The sequence below is a fragment of the Candidatus Rubrimentiphilum sp. genome (genome assembly GCA_035710515.1).
In the GTDB taxonomy this organism is placed as follows: Bacteria; Vulcanimicrobiota; Vulcanimicrobiia; order Vulcanimicrobiales; family Vulcanimicrobiaceae; genus Rubrimentiphilum.
In genome coordinates this window covers 626,134-643,766 of the sequence record DASTDE010000001.1, presented here as the reverse complement: position 1 = coordinate 643,766, position 17,633 = coordinate 626,134, and the positions used below count along the sequence as shown (strand labels likewise).

Below are 17,633 nucleotides of genomic sequence, written 5' to 3'. Positions count from 1 at the left end.
TGAACTAGAGTTTCTCTAGTGGTGCGTACTTCAGCATGACCATCTTCTGCCCGACGTTCGGGAAGTCGATCGTCACCAGACCGTCGCCGCCGGCGCCGATGACGCCGGAGATTTTGCCTTCGCCCCATTTGGGATGACGCACGCGATCGCCCGATTGCAGGTTCATCTTGATACCCGCGCCGGCCGACTCGTGAATCGCGACTTCGCGCCAGCGCCCGCCCGAAGGCCGCGGCAGCGCGATGCTGCCCAGCATTTCGATGCTCGGCATTTCTTCCAAGAAGCGCGATTTGGGATGCGCGAACGTGTTGCCGAAAAGCGTGCGGCGTTCCGCATAAGAAAGGAAGAGCCGGTTCATGGCACGCGTCACGCCGACGTAGGCCAAACGGCGCTCTTCTTCGAGTTCGGTCATATCGACCAGCGCGCGCGAGTGCGGGAAGACGCCCTCTTCCAGACCCGTCAAGAAGACGCTCGGGAATTCCAAGCCCTTGGCGGAGTGCATCGTCATCATGGTGATGTACGACGACGAGTCGTCGAGCGTGTCGAGGTCGCTAATCAGCGCGACGTTGGCCAAGAACCCGGCAAGCGTCGCTTCGGGATCGTTCGTTTCATACTCGCGAGCGACGCCGACGAGCTCTTCGAGGTTTTCCATGCGCGTACGCGAGTCGGGCGTGTCCTCGTTGCGCAGTTCGCGCAAGTAGCCCGATTCTTCCATGACCGCGACCAGCAAGTCGGCAATAGTCAGATCCGCCAAGCGCGAACGCAGCGATTCGATGAGTTCCGCGAAACGCTCGAGCTCGCGGGTCTTCTTCGGAACGGCTTTCTTCAGCAGGTCCTTATCGAAGATCGCTTGCCCGACCGGCACCTTGGCCGCGTCGGCCGCGGTCACGAGACTCGCGAGCGTCTGCGATCCGATGCTGCGGCGCGGCACGTTAACGATGCGTTTGAACGCAATCGCATCGGCCGGATTCTCGATATAGCGCAAGTAGGCGATGACGTCTTTGATTTCCGAACGCGCGTAAAATCCGACGCCGCCGATGACCCGATACGGAATGCCTTCGGCGATAAACGCTTCTTCGAACACGCGCGACTGTGCGTTAGTCCGATAGAGCACCAGGAAGTCGCTGTACGAAGCGCCTTCACGAACGAGCTCTTTGACTTTCTCGACAACGTAGCGCGCTTCAGAGCGCTCCGTGTCCGCGGCGAACGCGGTGATGGTTTCGCCGGCGTCGCGGCTGGTGAACAGTTTCTTCGGGGCGCGCGTCTTGTTGTTGGCGACGAGCGCGTTGGCAGCGTCCAAGATCGTTTGCGTGCTGCGATAATTTTCTTCGAGCGTGAAGACTTTCGCGCCCGGGAAATCTTCCTCGAAGCGAAGGATCATGCGATAGTCGCTGCCGCGCCACGAATAGATCGATTGATCGTCGTCGCCGACGACCGTAATATTACGATGCTTCTCGCCCAGAATCGAGATCAGTTTGTACTGGGCGAAATTCACGTCCTGATACTCGTCGACCAGGATGTAGCGGAAGCGGTTCTGCCACTTCGTGCGTGCCTTCTCGTCGTTTTCGAAGAGATCGATCGTGCGAACGATCAGGTCGTCGAAATCGAGGCTGTTCGATTCGGAGAGGCGGCGCTGATATTCGGTGTAGACGTTGGCGAAACGCTCGCCCAAGAACGACTCGTTGGCGGCGCGATATTCCTTCGGCCAAATTAGCGCGTTCTTGGCCTTGCTGATTTCGGCCAGGCATGCGCCGGGCGTCAACTGGCGCTCGTCATAATCGAGATCGGTCAGGATCTCGCGGATCACGGTGCGCTGATCGGCGTCGTCTATGATGGCAAAGTTCGAAGCGATGCCGGCGCGCGAGCCTTCGCGGCGCAGCATGCGGACGCACATCGAGTGGAACGTTCCGACCCACAGGTCGCGGGCTTGGTCGCCAACCATCCGCTCGAGACGCGATTTCATCGCGCCGGCGGCTTTGTTCGTGAACGTTACGGCAAGTATTTGATCCGGCGAGACATCGAGCTCATTGAGCAAATATGCGATGCGGTGCGTCAGGACGCGGGTTTTTCCGCTCCCCGCACCTGCGAAAATCAAACAAGGGCCATTAGCATGTCGGACGGCGGCCGACTGGACGTCGTTTAGGGCTTCGGTCTCCAGGATCATTGAGTGTTTATTCGCCGCGGCCGCAGTTTTCGCCTCGGCGCTTTTACGGTGACGGCGTTCGCACCGTTCCGATAATAGCGCTGCCCTTCGTTACCTCAGGGTCCTTCGATACCTCAGGATGACAAGCCGATACCTCAGGATGACAAGAATAGGCCGCCGACAAAAAGGCCAGCGTCGACTCCGCCCCCATATTAAGGTTGACGGACGTTTCGTTTAGGCCATCCAGGCAGCCGCCGTCGTGCGCCATCACGATGCCGCGCGAGTTGCGGCCGTAGTACCATTCCAAGCCGATCTGGGCCGTTGCCGCAAATCTTGCGTCGCCGGTCGCTTCGTAGGCCGCCAGCGCCGCATCTACCAGCGAAACGGCCTCTAGCGGCTGCTGCGAATAGCGGGCCCGCTGCCCTCCGCGCGGGTACCACCCCTCGTTGCCGATTGGGACGAAGATGCCGTTCTCAATCGTGACCCGCTCGTAGAAAGCGAACGTGCGAAGGCCGATGGCTGTCAGGTCGTCGTCCTTCAGCGCCATGCCGGCGCGCAGCATCGCCTCGGGCAGACGCGCGTTGTCGTAGGTCATGATGTTCTCGAACCACTCCCAGCTCGTTGCTTGGGTTTCGAGAAAACGCTCTTTCAGCGTGTCCGTCAGTTTTCGCAGCGCGTCGGCATACGCCGGCAGTTCGAGGTCGGCCACGCTGGCGTGACACGCGTGCGAAAGCCCGATGATTGCATAGGCCTGCGCGCGCGAGTGATACAGCCAGTCGATCGCGTTCAGGCCTTTGTTGAAAAGGCGCTTGCAGAGGCGCCGCCAGGTGGCGCGCGGCGCATACCGCATGCCGTATCCCAAAGCCCAAAGTGCCCGGCCGACCGAATCGTGCGTTCCGACGCAGTCCAGCCACTGACGGTCGTACCCCATGAAGTTGTGAAAGCGGCCATCGGGCAGCTGCGCGTTGTACAGAAACGAAAGATAGATCGGCGCCAGGCGCGCGGCGTCGGCGTCGCGTTTGTCGATGCCCAGCTTTTGCAGCACGACGATAAACGCACGCGCGACGTCGTCGGTGCAATAGCCGGTAGAGCGATTCGGAATATCCTCCGTCGCATGCTGAATGACGCCCACGTCGTCGCTGAGCGTTATCAGATGTTCGAGACTAGGCTGAATGGACAAGCTCCAGTTCGGGTGGCGCGAGCTCGGCAAAGAGTTTGCCGTACTCGACCGCAACGTGCGGCCAGGTCATCTGCCGGCCAAAACGATACGCACGGCGTTCGGTGGCGCGGCGCAAACCGGGATCGTCGAGCAGCGCGCCCGCCAGATCCGAGATCGACTTGGCGTCGCGGAACATGCACAAGAATCCGCGGTTATGTGCCAACAGTTCTTGCGCATACAAGTACGGCGTGGAAACGATGGCCTTGCCGCAGCCGACTGCATATGCCAACGTACCGCTGACGATCTGCACCGGATTCAAATACGGCGTGAGATAAATGTCTGTTGCTTCCAAATAGCCGACCAATTCGTCGAACTCGAGGTACTTGTCAACGAGTTTGACGTTGTATTGCAAACCATACTCGGCCACGAGCGCCTGCAGCGACTCGCGATACGACTCGCCTTCGTGCCTGCGCACGACCGGGTGCGTCTCGCCTAAGATGAGGTAGAGCACCTCGGGATGGCGGCGCACGATCTCGCGCATCGCTTCGATCGCATACTCGAGGCCTTTGCCGCGATTAATTAACCCGAATGTTGAGATGACCATCCGCTGGCCGATTCCAAACGAGGCTTTGGCCGCGTCCGTGTCGCGGAACGGAACGTCCGGCACGCCGTGGTGGATGACGCGTAAGCGCTTGGGATCGATGTTGTAGACGCGTTCGAGCAAATCGCGCCCGGTTTCAGAGAGCGCGACGACCGCGCTCGACAGGCCGCAGAGCTCGCGCGTCACGCGCAGCATCGTTTCATCGGGCTCGGGCAAAATGGTATGCAGCGTCAGCGCAACCGGTTTTTCGACCGCGCGCAGCGTGTCGATCAGCCATTCGCCGCGTTCTCCGCCAAAAAGTCCGTACTCGTGCTGGATGTTCAGCACTGCGGCGGGATGCGCGTTCACGATCGCGGCGACGTCGGCGTAGGACTCGCGGCGATCTTCGCGCAGGCGGGCGACGACTTCGGGGCCGTAATGGCGGACTTCGCCGCCGGGCTCGTCGATAGCGATGATTTCGGAACTCGTGCGGTAGGCACGGTCGAATGACTCCACGGTATCGCGTGTAAAGGTCGCGATGCCACATTCCCGCGGTGGGAAGGAGCCCATGAAGAGGGTGCGCGGAACCACTCCATCTCTCCTAACGCCGGCTCTCGAGGGGAACGCAAAACCTTGCAGGGGGAAAGCCGGCGGTGACCCCTGCTTGTGCGGCTTTTATACCCGTGGACTCTTGCTTCTTAACCCCTGAAAAGGCGCCAAAGGTTGCCTATGCTTGTTTGCCCTGCGGCCGAGCGGGGCTTTTTTGCGGGGCGGACGGCTCAATGGCGCGTATAGCGCTGGTGTGAAGAACGCACTTTTCGCCCTTTCATTGTTCGCCATTGTTGCAATTATCGCCGGATGCGGTGCGATGCCGCGGAGCTCGGTGCAAGACACGGCTGGAATTCACAAGATCCGGCACATCGTCATCATCATGCAAGAGAATCGCTCGTTCGATTCTTACTTCGGAACATATCCCGGCGCGGATGGACTTCCCGCCAATGTCTGCATTCCCAATCCGGCGATCGGATGTACGAAACCGTACCACGATAGTAACGACCGCAATCAGGGTGGCCCGCACGGACACACAAACGCTATAGCGGATATTGACGGCGGAAAGATGGACGGTTTCTTACGCCAAACGCGGCGCGCGCGACGCGCCTGCGCCGGCACCGACGATCCACGCTGCGGCGGCGGCGACGTCATGGGCTATCACGATGGCCATGAGCTCGCCAACTATTGGCAGTATGCGCATGACTTCGTCTTGCAAGATCGCATGTTCGAGCCAAACGCATCCTGGAGTCTGCCGCAGCATTTGTTCATGGTCTCGGAATGGTCGGCACGCTGTTCGCAACTCGGCGATCCGATGAGCTGCGTCAACGAAGTGCAAAACCCGGATCTTCCGCCGGACTTCGGGCGCAACGTAGGCGCGCGCGATCCCAACCGGCCCGACTACCCGTGGACCGACCTCACGTATTTGCTGCACAAGAATCACGTCTCGTGGGCGTACTACGTGATGACGGGCACCGAGCCGGACTGCCGCGACGACACTGCTTCATGCCAGTTGCGCCGGCAAAACGTGCACACGCCGGGCATTTGGAATCCATTGCCCTCATTCGATACGGTGAAAAAAGACGGCGAGGTCGGCAACGTGCAAGACTTGCGGCGGTTTTACGTCGCGGCAAAAAACGGAACGTTGCCGAGCGTCGTGTGGCTTTGCCCCGCCGGAAAATACAGCGAACATCCGCCCGGTTTGGTGAGCGCCGGGCAAGCGTATGTCACCGGCGTCATAAACGCGATCATGCAAGGCCCGGACTGGAACAGCACCGCGATCTTCGTGAGCTGGGACGATTGGGGCGGCTTTTACGATCATGTTGTGCCGCCATCCGTTGACGTGAACGGCTACGGGTTACGCGTTCCGGGTTTAGTTGTTAGTCCGTATGCGCGCCGCGGTTTTATCGATCACCAAACGCTCAGCCACGACGCGTATGTCAAATTCATCGAAGACGACTTTCTAGGCGGCGCGCGCATCGATCCGAACACCGACGGGCGACCCGATCCGCGTCCCGACGTGCGCGAAAAAGCACCGCAACTCGGCGACCTGCGCAAAGACTTCGACTTCACGCAAACGCCGCGCAGACCGGAGATCTTACCGGGCGGTCTTGTTTGGAACGGGACCTAACCAGTGTTATCGTGACGCCGCTATTGTCATCCTGAGCGGTGTTCGCCGGAGGCGAACGCCCAGTCGAAGGGCGGCCGAGCCTGTCGAGGCCCGCGAGCTAAGGTCCGTCCGCCTCTACATTCAGCGAGATGTCGACAGAGTTGCCGACAATCACGGGCCCAAAGCTCATGCCCCACTGCGTGCGATCAATGGTTCCAGTCGCCGAGTAGGCGATAATCGAGCGTCCCCGCGGCGATGTGCCGGCGCCGACGACGCCCGCACTCAGCGCGACCGGATGCGTCTGGCCGTGCATCGTGAGATCGCCGTAGATCGTGAAATGCTTCGGATCCGTGCCCGAGATTTTCGTGCTCTGGAACGTCATATTCGGATACGTTCCGACGTCGAAATAATGGCCCGAGCGAATGTCGTTGTCGCGCATGCCGTTGTGCGTGTCGACACTTGACGGATCGAGCTCCGCGCTGACTTCGATCGGGATCTGACTACCCGACGCCAGTTTTACAACCGCCTTCTTTAACGGAATCGTTCCGATGACCGGAACGATGCCGAAATGACGCGCCGTGAATTGTGCCGTCGAGTGAACCGGATCGACCGTCCACGTTTCGGTTGCGGCAAGCGCGACGGCCGTGGAGACGGAAAGCAAGAGAGCGAGCGAAGCCAATCGTTTCATTTTACTCCTTTAGCGAGCGCCGATCGGTGCGGTCGGGCCGACACGCGAGCCTTCCGGCAGCACCGCTCCCGGTTCGACGCGCGCGTCGTGGCCGATGACGGAGCCTTTGCCGATCTTTGCATTTGCCCCAATCAACGAGCCGCCGGCAATGATCGTTTCTTCGATGAAGGCGCCCTCTTCGACGGTGACGTTATCCCAGAGGACACTGTCGCGGATCGTAGCGTTCGCGCCGATTCTGCAGCCGTTTCCCAGCACGACATCCGGCCCGACATTTGCGTCGCGCGCGATTATGCATCGCTCCCCAACGTGCACGGGTGGCTTGAGGTTTGCGCACTTTGCGTTTTCCGCGCCCGGCCCGCTGATGCCCGGCTCGACGGTGAGCGGCATCGTGCCGCTCAGGATGTCACGGTGTAGCGCCAAATAATGCTCGGGACGGCCAACGTCGATCCAATAATCGTTGGTGGTGTACGCGTAGAGCGGCTGGCCTTCTGCCAGCATCTTCGGAAATGTTTCGCGCTCGATCGAAACGTTGCGCCCAGGCGGGATGAATTGCAAGACTTGCGGCTCGAGCAGATATGTGCCCGCGTTTATTTCGTCGGTCGGCGCGGTGCCTTTCGGCGGTTTCTCGATGAATTGCGAAATCCGGCCGGCTTCGTCATGCACGACGCAGCCGAACGCCGATGGATCTTCTACCTTTATAAGGTGCAGTACGCCGAGGCCGCCCTTCTCTTTGTGGTAGGCAATCATCGCCCCGAGATCGAGGCTCGTGAGCACGTCGCCGTTCAGCATGAAGAACGGGCCGGTTATGTGCTGTTCGACGTTTTTTATCGCACCGGCGGTGCCGAGCGGCTCGTCCTCAATTACATACGTAATCTTCATACCGAGGCTCGAGCCGTCGCCGAAGTATTCCGTGATGGCTTGCGGCATATAGCCGGCCGGAAGAATGATGTCGCGAATGCCGGCTTCGTATAAGCGCTCGAGCGTGCGCGCCAAAAAGGGGACGTTCACGATCGGCACCATCGGTTTGGGCGTGCCGAAAGTCAGCGGCCGCAGCCGCGTTCCCTCACCACCGACCAAAATCACCGCTTGCACGCTCAACCTCCGAAGGGCATCTTCCCTTCAGCGCCACATTGCAAAACGCTTGCATGGAGTGCAGGCCGTTGTGTAGTATTGGGTGCGCGCACTGGTCCCCGTTGGTGAAGTGGTATCATTCCTCGCTCTGAACGAGGCGTCCGTGGTTCGAATCCATGACGGGGAGCGCGGCCCTATCGTCTAGAGGCCTAGGACGCCGCCCTCTCACGGCGGTAACACGGGTTCGAATCCCGTTGGGGCTAAGTCAAGGAAAGAGCTCGAAATCCATCGGGCTCTTTTTTTAACTTTGCCACCGCAGAGCGCCATACAGGTGGCACACCCAAGTGCGATCTTAAGGGCATGCCAAGATACGATTGGGCGAAAGTCCAGCAACACTACGACAGCGGGCACACTTACGCGGACTGCAGGTCAAAATTTGGGTTCTCGCAGAGCTCCGGCACAGATGCTATTAAGCGCGGCGTCCTAAGAGTCAAGCCTCGCCAGCTTACGGTTCTGCATTACCTCAAGTTGAACACAACAACTCGCTGGCAAGCCCGTAGACGACTCTTAGATGAAGGCTTGCTTCGGCTCAGGTGCTACGAATGCGGAATAAGTGAGTGGTTTGGCCAGCCGCTGTCTCTCCATTTAGACCACATTAACGGCGTCAAGAACGATCACCGCATCGAGAACCTGCGCATGCTGTGCCCAAATTGTCACAGCCAGACCGAAACCTTTGGAGGTCGCAATACGAGACGAGGAAGCACGGATGCCTTGGAAGCCTAAATTCGACTGGGAAGAAATCCAGCGATACCACGAGCAGGGACATTCCGTGCGCGAGTGCGCCCAAACCTACGGATTTACAGTTGGCGGCTGGTACAAAGCGCGCGCAAGAGGGCTCGTGAGGACGGTATCTCATCCGAAGTACCATCCCAAGTATAATTGGGATGAAATCCAGGCGTACTACGATTTAGGCAACTCCTGGGCGGTGTGCCGCGAGTATTTTGGGTTCGGCGGCCGGACGTGGCAAAAGGCAAGAGACCGCGGCGCCATTCGCAGCCGTCCGGTGCTAAAGCCGCTTGAGATATTATTGCGTGCCGGCAACCGCAGCGCTATTAAACGGCGACTTCTAAAAGAAGGCATTCTAAAGAACGAGTGCTCTCGATGCGGCATTTCTGAGTGGCGCGGTAAACCACTCTCAATTCAAATCGACCATATAAACGGCATAAACGACGACTACCGGCTCGAAAACCTACGCATGCTCTGCCCAAACTGTCACAGCCTAACGCCGACCCACGGAAGACGCAACGTCGGCAAGCGCCTAAGCGCGCTGATTCTGCCCTGGCAGCTTATTCCTAGCGCCTATAGTCCACTCGCAACAGCTTGATGCTTAACTGGCGCGTGTCATCGTTCATTCCAATCTGCTTCGGAACGTACGCGACAGACATGCGCATGGTGGCCGTGAGCTGCGCACTCCTCGCCAAAGATCGCGTCAGCCTAAAGCTGACTTCATGGATGCCCGCGGTTAACGTCACGGGCGGCCCTGCCGAGATATTGTTGAAAAACATTTGGACGCGTTCCGGCTGATCGGCAAAAGGCGCGGTGTGTGGCACTTCAAACGTGAAGACAACGACTCCGGCCCTAAGCGGCCGACGCAATTGCAGCGACGGGCTTCCGTTGAGAAAACAGCACAGATCGGGCGCCGTATCGAGATACAGTCCCTGCCGCGCGCCCTCAGCCGCGCTCGCAGGCGGGATCACTCCTGGAGGATAGTAGAGGTTCATCAAGTCGACCAGACCCCGATTTGAGAGCCTGCGTAGTCCGAGCCGCGCGACCTCCGCTCGGAATTGTTCACGATTATACGCCGCCGCAAGTTTGCCGTCCCGATTGAAAACGACGATCAGATCGTAATCGCTCCATCGTATGCGGCCATAATCGATAGGCCTAGCAACTGTTTGATAATTGATGGGCGGAAAGCCGGGCTCCGTCGTCACGGTCCATTCGCCGGGAAAGTTCAACTCATGCGAGAGGAATGCGGCGCTTTGCATGAACGGCCATCTTCCGAACGCTAACCCCGTCACAAGCACCGATCTAGCCGCGCTGATCCGCGACTTCATGGAACGAAGACCGTCGATGACTGCGCGATTCTGGGCAATCGCAACCGCGGTCCAGTGCTTCTGATCGAGATACTGCGTACTTTGGAACCCGATCGCGAAACACAATGAAAGCGCGAGCGCCACGCGTCCGGCAAGTTTCACGTTACTCCCAGCACTGAGTTCATCGGGAGAATCGGCCCATGCAAGTGGCACGAGCAGCATGAGCAGCGGCATCGGAACCCATTGATAGACGTCGTTCAAGTGATTGGGCAACACGCAGTACGGCAAATAGAGCGAGAGTGCCGCAACGACGAGGATCGCGGCAATCTTCAAGCGCCGGCGCAGCCATAGCCCGAACGCGCTCACGGCCAGTAAGGTCAGGAAGCCGGCGTTAAAAAGGGACACGACGTAATATCGAGCGCAAAGCAAAACCGAAGTCAACGACAGATCGATCTTGTACGGATAAGTGGCTGCGGAGCTGATCTTGACAAAGGGTGAATGCGTTAGCTGGCTGTCGCCAAACGATGCGGCAATCGCGAGAAACGGAAGTCCCGCTAACGCTGCGGCAATCGCCGGGGATGCGCGGCTGCGAAATGCAGCCACGACACCATAGATAACGAGCGCCGGGATAAGACTTTCATTAGCCAGCACGCTTAGGACGAAAAATAGCGCCGTCAGGCAAAGCGCCGCGATCTGATGTTTCTGCGAGCGCAGTTCCCAAACGCAGACGCCCGCAAGTCCACAAAGCAGCGCAACGTGAAAGCCAACGTCGGAGCCAGGCTGCTTGTAAAAGCCGGGTCCGGCCATCGCCAACAGCAGCGTGCCAAGCACGACTAACCATGGAAGCCTGCGATGAAGGACGACCCGCTCGAGCAACACGATCGCCAACGCGAGATCGAGCAAGACGATCGCATCAAAGAAGAGCAGCGAGCCCTCTAGCCCAAAATGGCCGGCGAACAAGACCGTTTCGAAATAGAGCGGCCGCGGGGCCAACAAGAAGCTTGCGAAGTTCAAACCTCTGGACGCAAAGTCGACCGCCGAATACATATCGGGGTGATATGGAATCGGAAGTGCGATATATCCGGGGAAGAATAGGCGCAGCGTAAGAAAATATGCGAGCACTGCCGTGACGAAAACGGCGCCGAGCCTTTCCAGAGTAACTCGCACCATGCTCTCCTACGATGGAACATTCCGGCGCTCCCTTTCGTATTCCGGATATGTTGAGAACGCTCGGCGGTTTCGTCGCATCCGCATTCTTGCTGTTGGGCTGCCTTATCGGCCAAGGCCGGCCGGCGCTGGCCGATCAAACGTACGCCGAAAGTCTCTACATCGCAGCTGTTAACGCCACTTCTTCACGCGCGCAGCCTACATTTGAAACTTACAACTTGCACTCACGCAGCGATGGGCTGGCCGTCAGACTTACGATACAGAATCATTATGTTTGGCTCGGCATTCACAGCGGCGACGAGCCAAGTTCGTGGCAGATTCGACACCGTACTGACGACTACGCGAGCGAGATCATCGATGCTGACGGCACGCGCTACGTTACCGGCCGTTCATTTTTCGATCCGACTTGGTACGGCACGTACCGCGCGCTGCGCGACGGCATGTTGAACTACCAAGACGTTGAGGTGCCGGTCTCCGCGCGTGAAACGCCGGCGCCGGCAGCGGCTTCGACGATGCGCCAGATTGCGGCGGTGCACGTGATGGGTCCGACGATCTACCGCTTACTAGATCGCGGAGAGCAAGCATGCCCCAACGGAAGCCCGGGGCACGCGCTTCACACGGAGGCGCGCGATCGTGCGCCGCAGCATCAGCTCAGCGACGTTGTAATCAACCTCAAGACAAACGAGTTTTGCATGCTGCGATTCGGTGTCCGGGACGCGTTCGGATTCCACGGACTCGTCGAGCAGCACTTCGACGACGTTGGCGGCTATTGGACCTTAACCGACGGAATAATCGACGGAACGTTTCGGGTCTTCGGAATTTCCACGCACCATGGCGTCTGGCATTACACGCTCGATGATATTCATTATCCCCGCAGCATCCCGGCATACGTCTTCATCGTTCCGCCCTTCCAGTAGGCGGCAGCGCGTTAGCGCGTGTGTTTGTAAGGCGTCTGCTTGAGCGCGTGGATGTAGTCCCGAGCCCGGTGGAACGCTTCGTGCAGAATAACGCCGACAGCGGGGAACACCGAATCGATCCATGCGCCGGAATTAAGCGCCGCAAATCCCACTGTCAGCGTGCCGGCGAAAACGATAGCGAGCGAAAGCACGAGCGCCGGCGTCGCGGGAAGCACCGCGAAGAGATAACTCACCAGAACAATAAGGAAGAGCTCTATACCGATCGTCCCAACGACTCCAAGATCGTGTAATTGATCGCCCCGGATCAGCGTGCTGATCGCGTTGATAAGCACGACCGACCCGGGCATGATTCCGAGCGGCGTCGCCTCCCGATCGCCTGCTACCGCGGCGCTCGACCCGATGACGACAACCTTTCCCCGCAAAAGCGAGGCATCGCTGGCAGCGTGAGAAAGAATCGTACCCGCCTTCAACACGAGCAGGCGGCCGTCGTCGTTTGAGTCGTCCGCGTTGGCCGGCCACGGCAGGCGATAAAAAATGCGGCGCTCGATTCCGTTTGACGAAAGCGATACCGTTACCGAGCGCAAGCGCAATGATTCGTCCCCGCGCGCAGCAGCGATCCGCGGCATTGCGTCTCCGCGCTTCACGCAGGTTGCCGCCGACGTCTGCAGGCGCGCGCGCACATTGTTCAGGGGTGTGTCACTGGCGGCAGCGGCCGCGAGCAAAGCTACCGATGGCAGCGCAACGGCCTTCCCCTCGTTAACGCAAGCATCCGTCCAAAGATACCAACGCCGCACTGCCCCATCATCATCTTGCTGGTTGTCCGCCGTACCCCATTCGATCCCGGGCGCGCGTTCCACCGTAGGATTTGTTCGCAGCGCTTTATCGAGAAAGCTCGGAATGAGAGATAACGCCATGCGATCCGGAGACGAGGCAAACGCGAAGCGCGGCGTTGGTGCGACAGCGCGCACTAAGAGCACGGGCGTACAAGCCCGAACGCACGACGCCGTATGAGCCGCGAGGACGCGCGCCAGCTGCACGTCGCCGGAGGCGGCGTTTGCACTAGGCCATGTCAAGTCCAGATCGATCAAAACGACGCTCGGCTTCGCCTTCAGGGCGAACGTGACGAGCTTTGCAATCTGCGCGCGCGGCGTGACGGGATTGAAGCCCCAAGCCGCCTGCGTTGCTTCATCGGCATCGATGAAAGCAAAAGAGTCAAACGGAACGGCGCCGCTGAGTTTCGCCATCTGCCACGAGAGCACTGAATCCCTCGTCGAAACGACGGCGCTGTTATGCTCGACGAACGGCGTATGCAACAACGCCAACAGCGCAAATCCAATGACAAGGTTCGCCATAAATCGACGGAGCATTACTTAGGATGATAGCATACGTCACGGATTATACCGGTCCGGCTGCGGGTTACCGCATAACCAGTTCGGTCCGGGCAAAACGCGTGGCACCGCTGCTGCCGCTCGACGCCGGCGATCGCATTAGCGTGCTCTCGCGAAGCGGAGGACGACGCCTCGTGCTTCACCTCACCGTCGACGGCCGCAATTACACGGTGGACGCACAGCATTCACCCCTGTGCATTGCGCAGGCATCGCCCGGATGTAAAGTTATCGCACCCGCGCGGAGCGCGCCGAACGCAATCGTCACCGCTTGGCGCAACATCTTCGCGTCGATCGCGTCGCTCTTGCGTACCGCAAAAGACGATCAAGATACCGGCAGCCGGGTCGCTTCTGTCGGACGTCCCGCGGGGCCGGTTTCACCTCCGCCGCTGCTCCAACTGGCCGGCGGTGTTGAGGCGGCGCGCATTGACGGCAAAGGTTTTGCGATCGCTTGGAGCGGCGGCCGCGCCCCGTTCAGCGTGCGAATCATTTCTGCCGGTGGAACGCTCGTTTCCAGTGCCACAAGCAACGAACGCGCGGTCGTCATGAGGGCGCTTACGCTGCCGCCTGGTGCGTACACCGTGAAAATCGTGGATGCGAATGGCGCGTTTGATGATGGACAAGTCGCCGTTGTCGGTCCGCGGTCCATTCCCGCCGTCGCCTGCCCGCCGGACGTCGACCAAACTCTTTGTCCAGTTGTCGAAGCCGCACAGCTTGCGAAACAAGGCAAGCGTTGGTATCTGGCCGCGTATGAAAAACTCGCTCTCGCCCCGCAATTAGGCGACGTGGGCCGGCGGCTCATGCGCTGGCTTGCAAAGGGGTGATGTTCGTAAGACCGAATCGATCGATCGCTTGGAGGTGATTCCTATCACTGCTCGTCCAGTATTGTCTTTATTCATCGCATTTATCGTAGCATTGCTACTCCCCACTCCCGCGCACGGCGCTGCAACACCCGACGTTCCATTCCTCGGCGACATCTACGAATTACAAGCGCCGACCCAACAGGTGCTGGCGACTGCTCACAAGCGTGTTCCGGACAAGGATGTGGTCCAGTCTCTCGATGACGATTACAACGACCTGCGCGCCTCAGTCAACGGATTGCTCGAGCGAATCGCTTCGGACGTTGAGAACAACTCCATGCATCAGGACGTGTGGCAGCAACGCGCTACCACCGTGATCCAGGAAGCGCGCGACTTTTACAACCACGCCAAGAACGCCGGCCGGGGCCGCCGCCAAAGCGGCAGCCGTCCCGTCGACATAAAGTGTCCGACCGGAATACACGGCTGTTCGTTTGAGGTGAACTACGACTTTGAAAAAATGATCCAGGACGGGCACACGCTGCGGATCGATCAGCTCAAGGTTGACGATGCGCAGCGGCAGGCATACGCGGCCAGGGTTCGCGCGCATTTTTGGCCGCGGCTCTGCGAGATCGGGCTTGAAAAACCGGCATGCCCGGCGCCTTCAAAAACCTAGGCCTTTCGACTCTCGCGCTCAGCGCGCTGCTCTTCGTCAGCGCAACGAACGCTCCACCGGCCGAACGCACCACGGCAAGTGCGTTGCAAAATTACGCGGACGGGTTTCATGCGTTTGAAACCGGCGAGTTCGTTCGCGCCACAATCGCCTGGGAAGACTCGTTTTCGGACGCACGAAACCACAAGGGCGCACCGAGTTTGCTGGCTTGGCTCAACTACGCAACCGCAGCCGCGGATTTTCAACTCGGCGATTATTCGATTGCAAGTGATGAGGTCAAGAGCGCGATCCTACTGCACGAACGCCTGCATTACACGCGTTCGCTCGTCGGCGATTACATCGTTCAGGCGCGCGCCGCGTCGGCTCTGGGCAATTACGAGGAGGCGCTCGATGCACTGAGATTGGCCGAAGCCGCCGCGCGCGACGCCCGCCGGCCGTTACAGAATCACTGCGACACGTTCTCCTCGCCCCATGCGGTTTTGGCGCTCGTCGAACTCACGCGCGCGAGCGTGGAGACCAGCCTCGGTGACGACGCGGCGGCCAAGCGCGATTTGGCGAAGGCGTCGCGAAGCGCCGGCGGCGGCGATCCGGTCGCCGGTTTTGCAGCGGAGCTCGCATCGGCGTATTTTACGCAAGCCTCGCGCGAAGATCCGTCGGGCGAAAGACGAGGGAGTGCCTTACGGGAGGCGCAGGCTCAAGCAACCGTAGCCGTCGGGCTCTACCGCAAACCGCAATCCGCCACAGCGCGCTTCGCCGGCATTATCGACGCGTGCACGCAACCCGGCAGGACGCATATTGTTCCGGACCGTTTCACGGCGGAGCTGCTTGAGGATCCACTTTGGGGTCACACCACCGCGCTGGCGGCAGCTCTATTTACGCGCGGTCAGGCGGAGCTCGATCTTGGCGATGACAAAGAAGCCGCGAAAGACCTTTCCGAATCCAACGATCTGCTCGAGCACCCGGGTCTGGCCGCCGCGGATCTCGGCTGGGAAGTCGCCAGCCTGAAAGCACTTGCCGACGCGCGCGCGACTGCCGGCGATCCGGCCGCCCGCCCGCACATGCTTCAAGTATTGGAAAACGTAAGCTACGGAATCAACGAAGCTCCGTCTCCGAATGCCCGGTGGAAAGGCGCTTATAATATCGCTCGCGCCTATGCGGCATTGAGCGACGCACCGCACGCGGTGGCCGAGTACGAGAACGCGATCGCAACCATCGAAACGTTGCGCGGGCGATTGACGCTGAATCACCGCGAGGCATTTCTTGAAGACAAAGTGCGCGTCTACGACGACTACATCGAGTACTTGCTGCAGCTGTACAAGACCGGAAACGCCGCCCGTTACGACTGGCGCGCCTTTGACGTCCTTCAATCCCGGATCGCTCGCAGCACCCTCGATCTCATGCGCAAGGCACAGCTCGACCGGCTCGTAGTCGGCGCATCCCCCAACATGCTGGCCGACATCCGCATACAGCGGCAGCTCGACCGGGACGCAGATCGCTATGCCGCGCTACAGATCGCGGGAGCGGCGAAATCAGACGAAGCCGCCAATCTATGGCCGCAGATCGTCGCGCTTCAGCGGCAGTCCGAAGCAATCGCGGCGCGGCTCGCCTCCGGCACCGGCTCCGATAGGCGCTACTATCAGATCTTTCATTCACCGCCGGTTGACATCGCAACGCTTCGCAACAACGTCCTGCATCGCGGTGAAACGATGCTCGTCTATGCTTGGCTGCCACATACCATCGCGGTCTGGACGATCGCCAAAGACGCTTACAAGGTTACCGTTATTCCGCGCGCCGGAACCGGCGGCGAACCGGATGTCGAGCGCATGATACGTCACGCATTCGTTGACTCGATCGCGGATCGCGATCAGGCCTCGTTTAAGGCGTGGAGCACGCTCCTCTACCGGAAGCTCTTTAGCGACGTCGTTATTCCGCCTTCAACCCGCTCGCTGATCATTGTGCCGTCCGGTCCGCTTTACAACGTGGCGTGGGAAGCACTCGTTACCGGCAAACCCGAGCCGCATTGTTCGGCGGGCTATTTAATCTGTACGTGGCCGATATCGTACAGCGGCTCGCCGCAGCTTCTGCAGGTCGCGCGCGCTCTTCCCGCCGCGGCTAGCGCACACCCGTTCTTGGCGTTCGCGCAGCCCGCGTTCGGCAAGGGCGTTAAACGGAACGCCGCCGTGGAAAACGCGTTGAAGTCGGTCGATCTGCAAAACCTGGAACCGTTGCCTAACTCGCTGCGCGAAGCGACTCTCTCCGCGCAAGCGTTTCACGTGCCGTCCGGCGCGACGGTCAAGACCGGAAACAACGCGTCCTGGCAGACGCTGATCTCGCTCGATCGATCCGGCGCGCTCCAGCGCTATGGCGCCATCCTTTTTTCGACGCACGGCGCGCTTCCAAGCAATGGCGTCGAGCCGGCGATCGTGCTGGCGCACCCGGAGATCGATGGGTGGATCACGGCTTCAAAGATATCGACGCTTCATTTAAATGCTCGCGCCGTGCTGCTTTCCGCATGCTGGACAGGAGCTTATTCGGCTTCCGGAGAGCGTCCGTCGGGCGACGGCATTTCCGCGCTCACTCGCGCCTTTCTCTACGCCGGCGCGCATTCGGTCGGGGTCACGTTATGGCCGGTTACCGATGCCGCAGCTCCGATGATGGTGCCGTATTTTTTTGCCAATCTTCACGGGGGCGAATCCGCGGCTAAAGCGCTTCAAGAGGCAAAAAAACATATGATTGCCAGCCCCGCAATGAGCCAGCCGTATTACTGGGCTCCGAGCGTTCTTTACGGCGACGCCAATTAACGAG

The 17,633-nt window shown here is 59.7% G+C and carries 13 protein-coding genes and 2 tRNA genes; 8 read left to right on the top strand and 7 right to left on the bottom strand.

The genetic code is table 11. The annotated features are described in order from the left end of the window. Window positions 1–4: 4 nt before the first annotated feature. From VFO29_03220 to VFO29_03210, 3 genes are read right to left on the bottom strand one after another with little or no spacing between them, the layout of a single operon-like run. Window positions 5–2,161: a DUF3553 domain-containing protein gene (locus VFO29_03220; GenBank protein ID HET9392525.1), complete on the bottom strand. Its 2,157-nt coding sequence runs from the start codon at window positions 2,159–2,161 to the stop codon at window positions 5–7. 43 nt (window positions 2,162–2,204) lie between these two features. Then, complete coding sequence (locus VFO29_03215; GenBank protein HET9392524.1) at window positions 2,205–3,320, bottom strand: hypothetical protein; 1,116 nt, start codon at window positions 3,318–3,320, stop codon at window positions 2,205–2,207. Next, window positions 3,304–4,395 (bottom strand): glycosyltransferase, encoded by a 1,092-nt coding sequence (locus VFO29_03210; protein HET9392523.1) that lies wholly within the window; start codon window positions 4,393–4,395, stop codon window positions 3,304–3,306. The genes VFO29_03215 and VFO29_03210 overlap by 17 nt, the downstream gene beginning before the upstream one ends. 286 nt (window positions 4,396–4,681) lie before the next feature. Between VFO29_03210 and VFO29_03205 the strand changes: the two genes are divergently transcribed. Then, window positions 4,682–6,058, top strand: a complete 1,377-nt coding sequence (locus VFO29_03205; protein HET9392522.1) for an alkaline phosphatase family protein — start codon at window positions 4,682–4,684, stop codon at window positions 6,056–6,058. Window positions 6,059–6,155: 97 nt separating this feature from the next. Here VFO29_03205 and VFO29_03200 read toward each other — a convergent pair whose 3' ends face one another. After that, window positions 6,156–6,725, bottom strand: a complete 570-nt coding sequence (locus tag VFO29_03200; GenBank protein ID HET9392521.1) for a YceI family protein — start codon at window positions 6,723–6,725, stop codon at window positions 6,156–6,158. 9 nt (window positions 6,726–6,734) lie between these two features. After that, window positions 6,735–7,817, bottom strand: coding sequence for an NDP-sugar synthase (locus VFO29_03195; GenBank protein HET9392520.1), 1,083 nt, complete (start codon window positions 7,815–7,817; stop codon window positions 6,735–6,737). Between the two features lie 95 nt (window positions 7,818–7,912). Here VFO29_03195 and VFO29_03190 point away from each other — a divergent pair. The 3 genes from VFO29_03190 to VFO29_03180 all read left to right on the top strand — a co-directional run bounded on the left by VFO29_03190 (window position 7,913) and on the right by VFO29_03180 (window position 9,180). Then, window positions 7,913–7,983, top strand: a tRNA-Gln gene (locus VFO29_03190). A gap of 3 nt (window positions 7,984–7,986) precedes the next feature. Then, window positions 7,987–8,059: transfer RNA gene (locus VFO29_03185), tRNA-Glu, on the top strand. A 503-nt stretch (window positions 8,060–8,562) separates the two neighbouring features. Then, window positions 8,563–9,180, top strand: a complete 618-nt coding sequence (locus VFO29_03180; GenBank protein HET9392519.1) for an HNH endonuclease signature motif containing protein — start codon at window positions 8,563–8,565, stop codon at window positions 9,178–9,180. Here VFO29_03180 and VFO29_03175 read toward each other — a convergent pair. Then, entirely contained in the window at window positions 9,149–11,059 is a 1,911-nt protein-coding gene (locus VFO29_03175; GenBank protein HET9392518.1) for a hypothetical protein, read from the bottom strand. The two genes, VFO29_03180 and VFO29_03175, sit on opposite strands and share 32 nt — an antisense overlap. 47 nt (window positions 11,060–11,106) lie before the next feature. On the opposite strand from VFO29_03175, the gene VFO29_03170 reads away from it, so the two are divergent. Continuing rightward, window positions 11,107–11,973 carry a hypothetical protein gene (locus VFO29_03170; protein HET9392517.1) on the top strand — a complete coding sequence of 289 codons (867 nt, stop codon included), beginning with the start codon at window positions 11,107–11,109 and terminating at the stop codon, window positions 11,971–11,973. An 11-nt stretch (window positions 11,974–11,984) separates the two neighbouring features. Here the strand turns inward: VFO29_03170 and VFO29_03165 are convergent, their stop codons facing one another. Further along, complete coding sequence (locus tag VFO29_03165; GenBank protein HET9392516.1) at window positions 11,985–13,325, bottom strand: CHASE2 domain-containing protein; 1,341 nt, start codon at window positions 13,323–13,325, stop codon at window positions 11,985–11,987. Between the two features lie 23 nt (window positions 13,326–13,348). Here VFO29_03165 and VFO29_03160 point away from each other — a divergent pair, with 23 nt between their 5' ends. From VFO29_03160 to VFO29_03150, 3 genes are all read left to right on the top strand, one after another. Then, window positions 13,349–14,182, top strand: a complete 834-nt coding sequence (locus tag VFO29_03160) for a hypothetical protein (GenBank protein ID HET9392515.1) — start codon at window positions 13,349–13,351, stop codon at window positions 14,180–14,182. A gap of 91 nt (window positions 14,183–14,273) precedes the next feature. Further along, the gene (locus VFO29_03155; GenBank protein ID HET9392514.1) at window positions 14,274–14,831 is read left to right on the top strand and encodes a hypothetical protein; all 558 of its coding nucleotides are present in this window, start codon (window positions 14,274–14,276) and stop codon (window positions 14,829–14,831) included. Then, the gene (locus VFO29_03150) at window positions 14,807–17,629 is read left to right on the top strand and encodes a CHAT domain-containing protein (GenBank protein HET9392513.1); all 2,823 of its coding nucleotides are present in this window, start codon (window positions 14,807–14,809) and stop codon (window positions 17,627–17,629) included. The genes VFO29_03155 and VFO29_03150 overlap by 25 nt, the downstream gene beginning before the upstream one ends. Window positions 17,630–17,633: the final 4 nt, after the last annotated feature.

Excerpts from the sequence above, each read along its gene's own strand:
- VFO29_03220 (HET9392525.1), bottom strand. The coding sequence starts at position 2,161 with ATGATCCTGGAGACCGAAGCCCTAAACGACGTCCAGTCGGCCGCCGTC.
- VFO29_03200 (HET9392521.1), bottom strand. The coding sequence starts at position 6,725 with ATGAAACGATTGGCTTCGCTCGCTCTCTTGCTTTCCGTCTCCACGGCC.
- VFO29_03180 (HET9392519.1), top strand. The coding sequence starts at position 8,563 with ATGCCTTGGAAGCCTAAATTCGACTGGGAAGAAATCCAGCGATACCAC.
- VFO29_03175 (HET9392518.1), bottom strand. The coding sequence starts at position 11,059 with ATGGTGCGAGTTACTCTGGAAAGGCTCGGCGCCGTTTTCGTCACGGCA.
- VFO29_03170 (HET9392517.1), top strand. The coding sequence starts at position 11,107 with ATGTTGAGAACGCTCGGCGGTTTCGTCGCATCCGCATTCTTGCTGTTG.
- VFO29_03165 (HET9392516.1), bottom strand. The coding sequence starts at position 13,325 with ATGGCGAACCTTGTCATTGGATTTGCGCTGTTGGCGTTGTTGCATACG.
- VFO29_03160 (HET9392515.1), top strand. The coding sequence starts at position 13,349 with ATGATAGCATACGTCACGGATTATACCGGTCCGGCTGCGGGTTACCGC.
- VFO29_03150 (HET9392513.1), top strand. The coding sequence starts at position 14,807 with ATGCCCGGCGCCTTCAAAAACCTAGGCCTTTCGACTCTCGCGCTCAGC.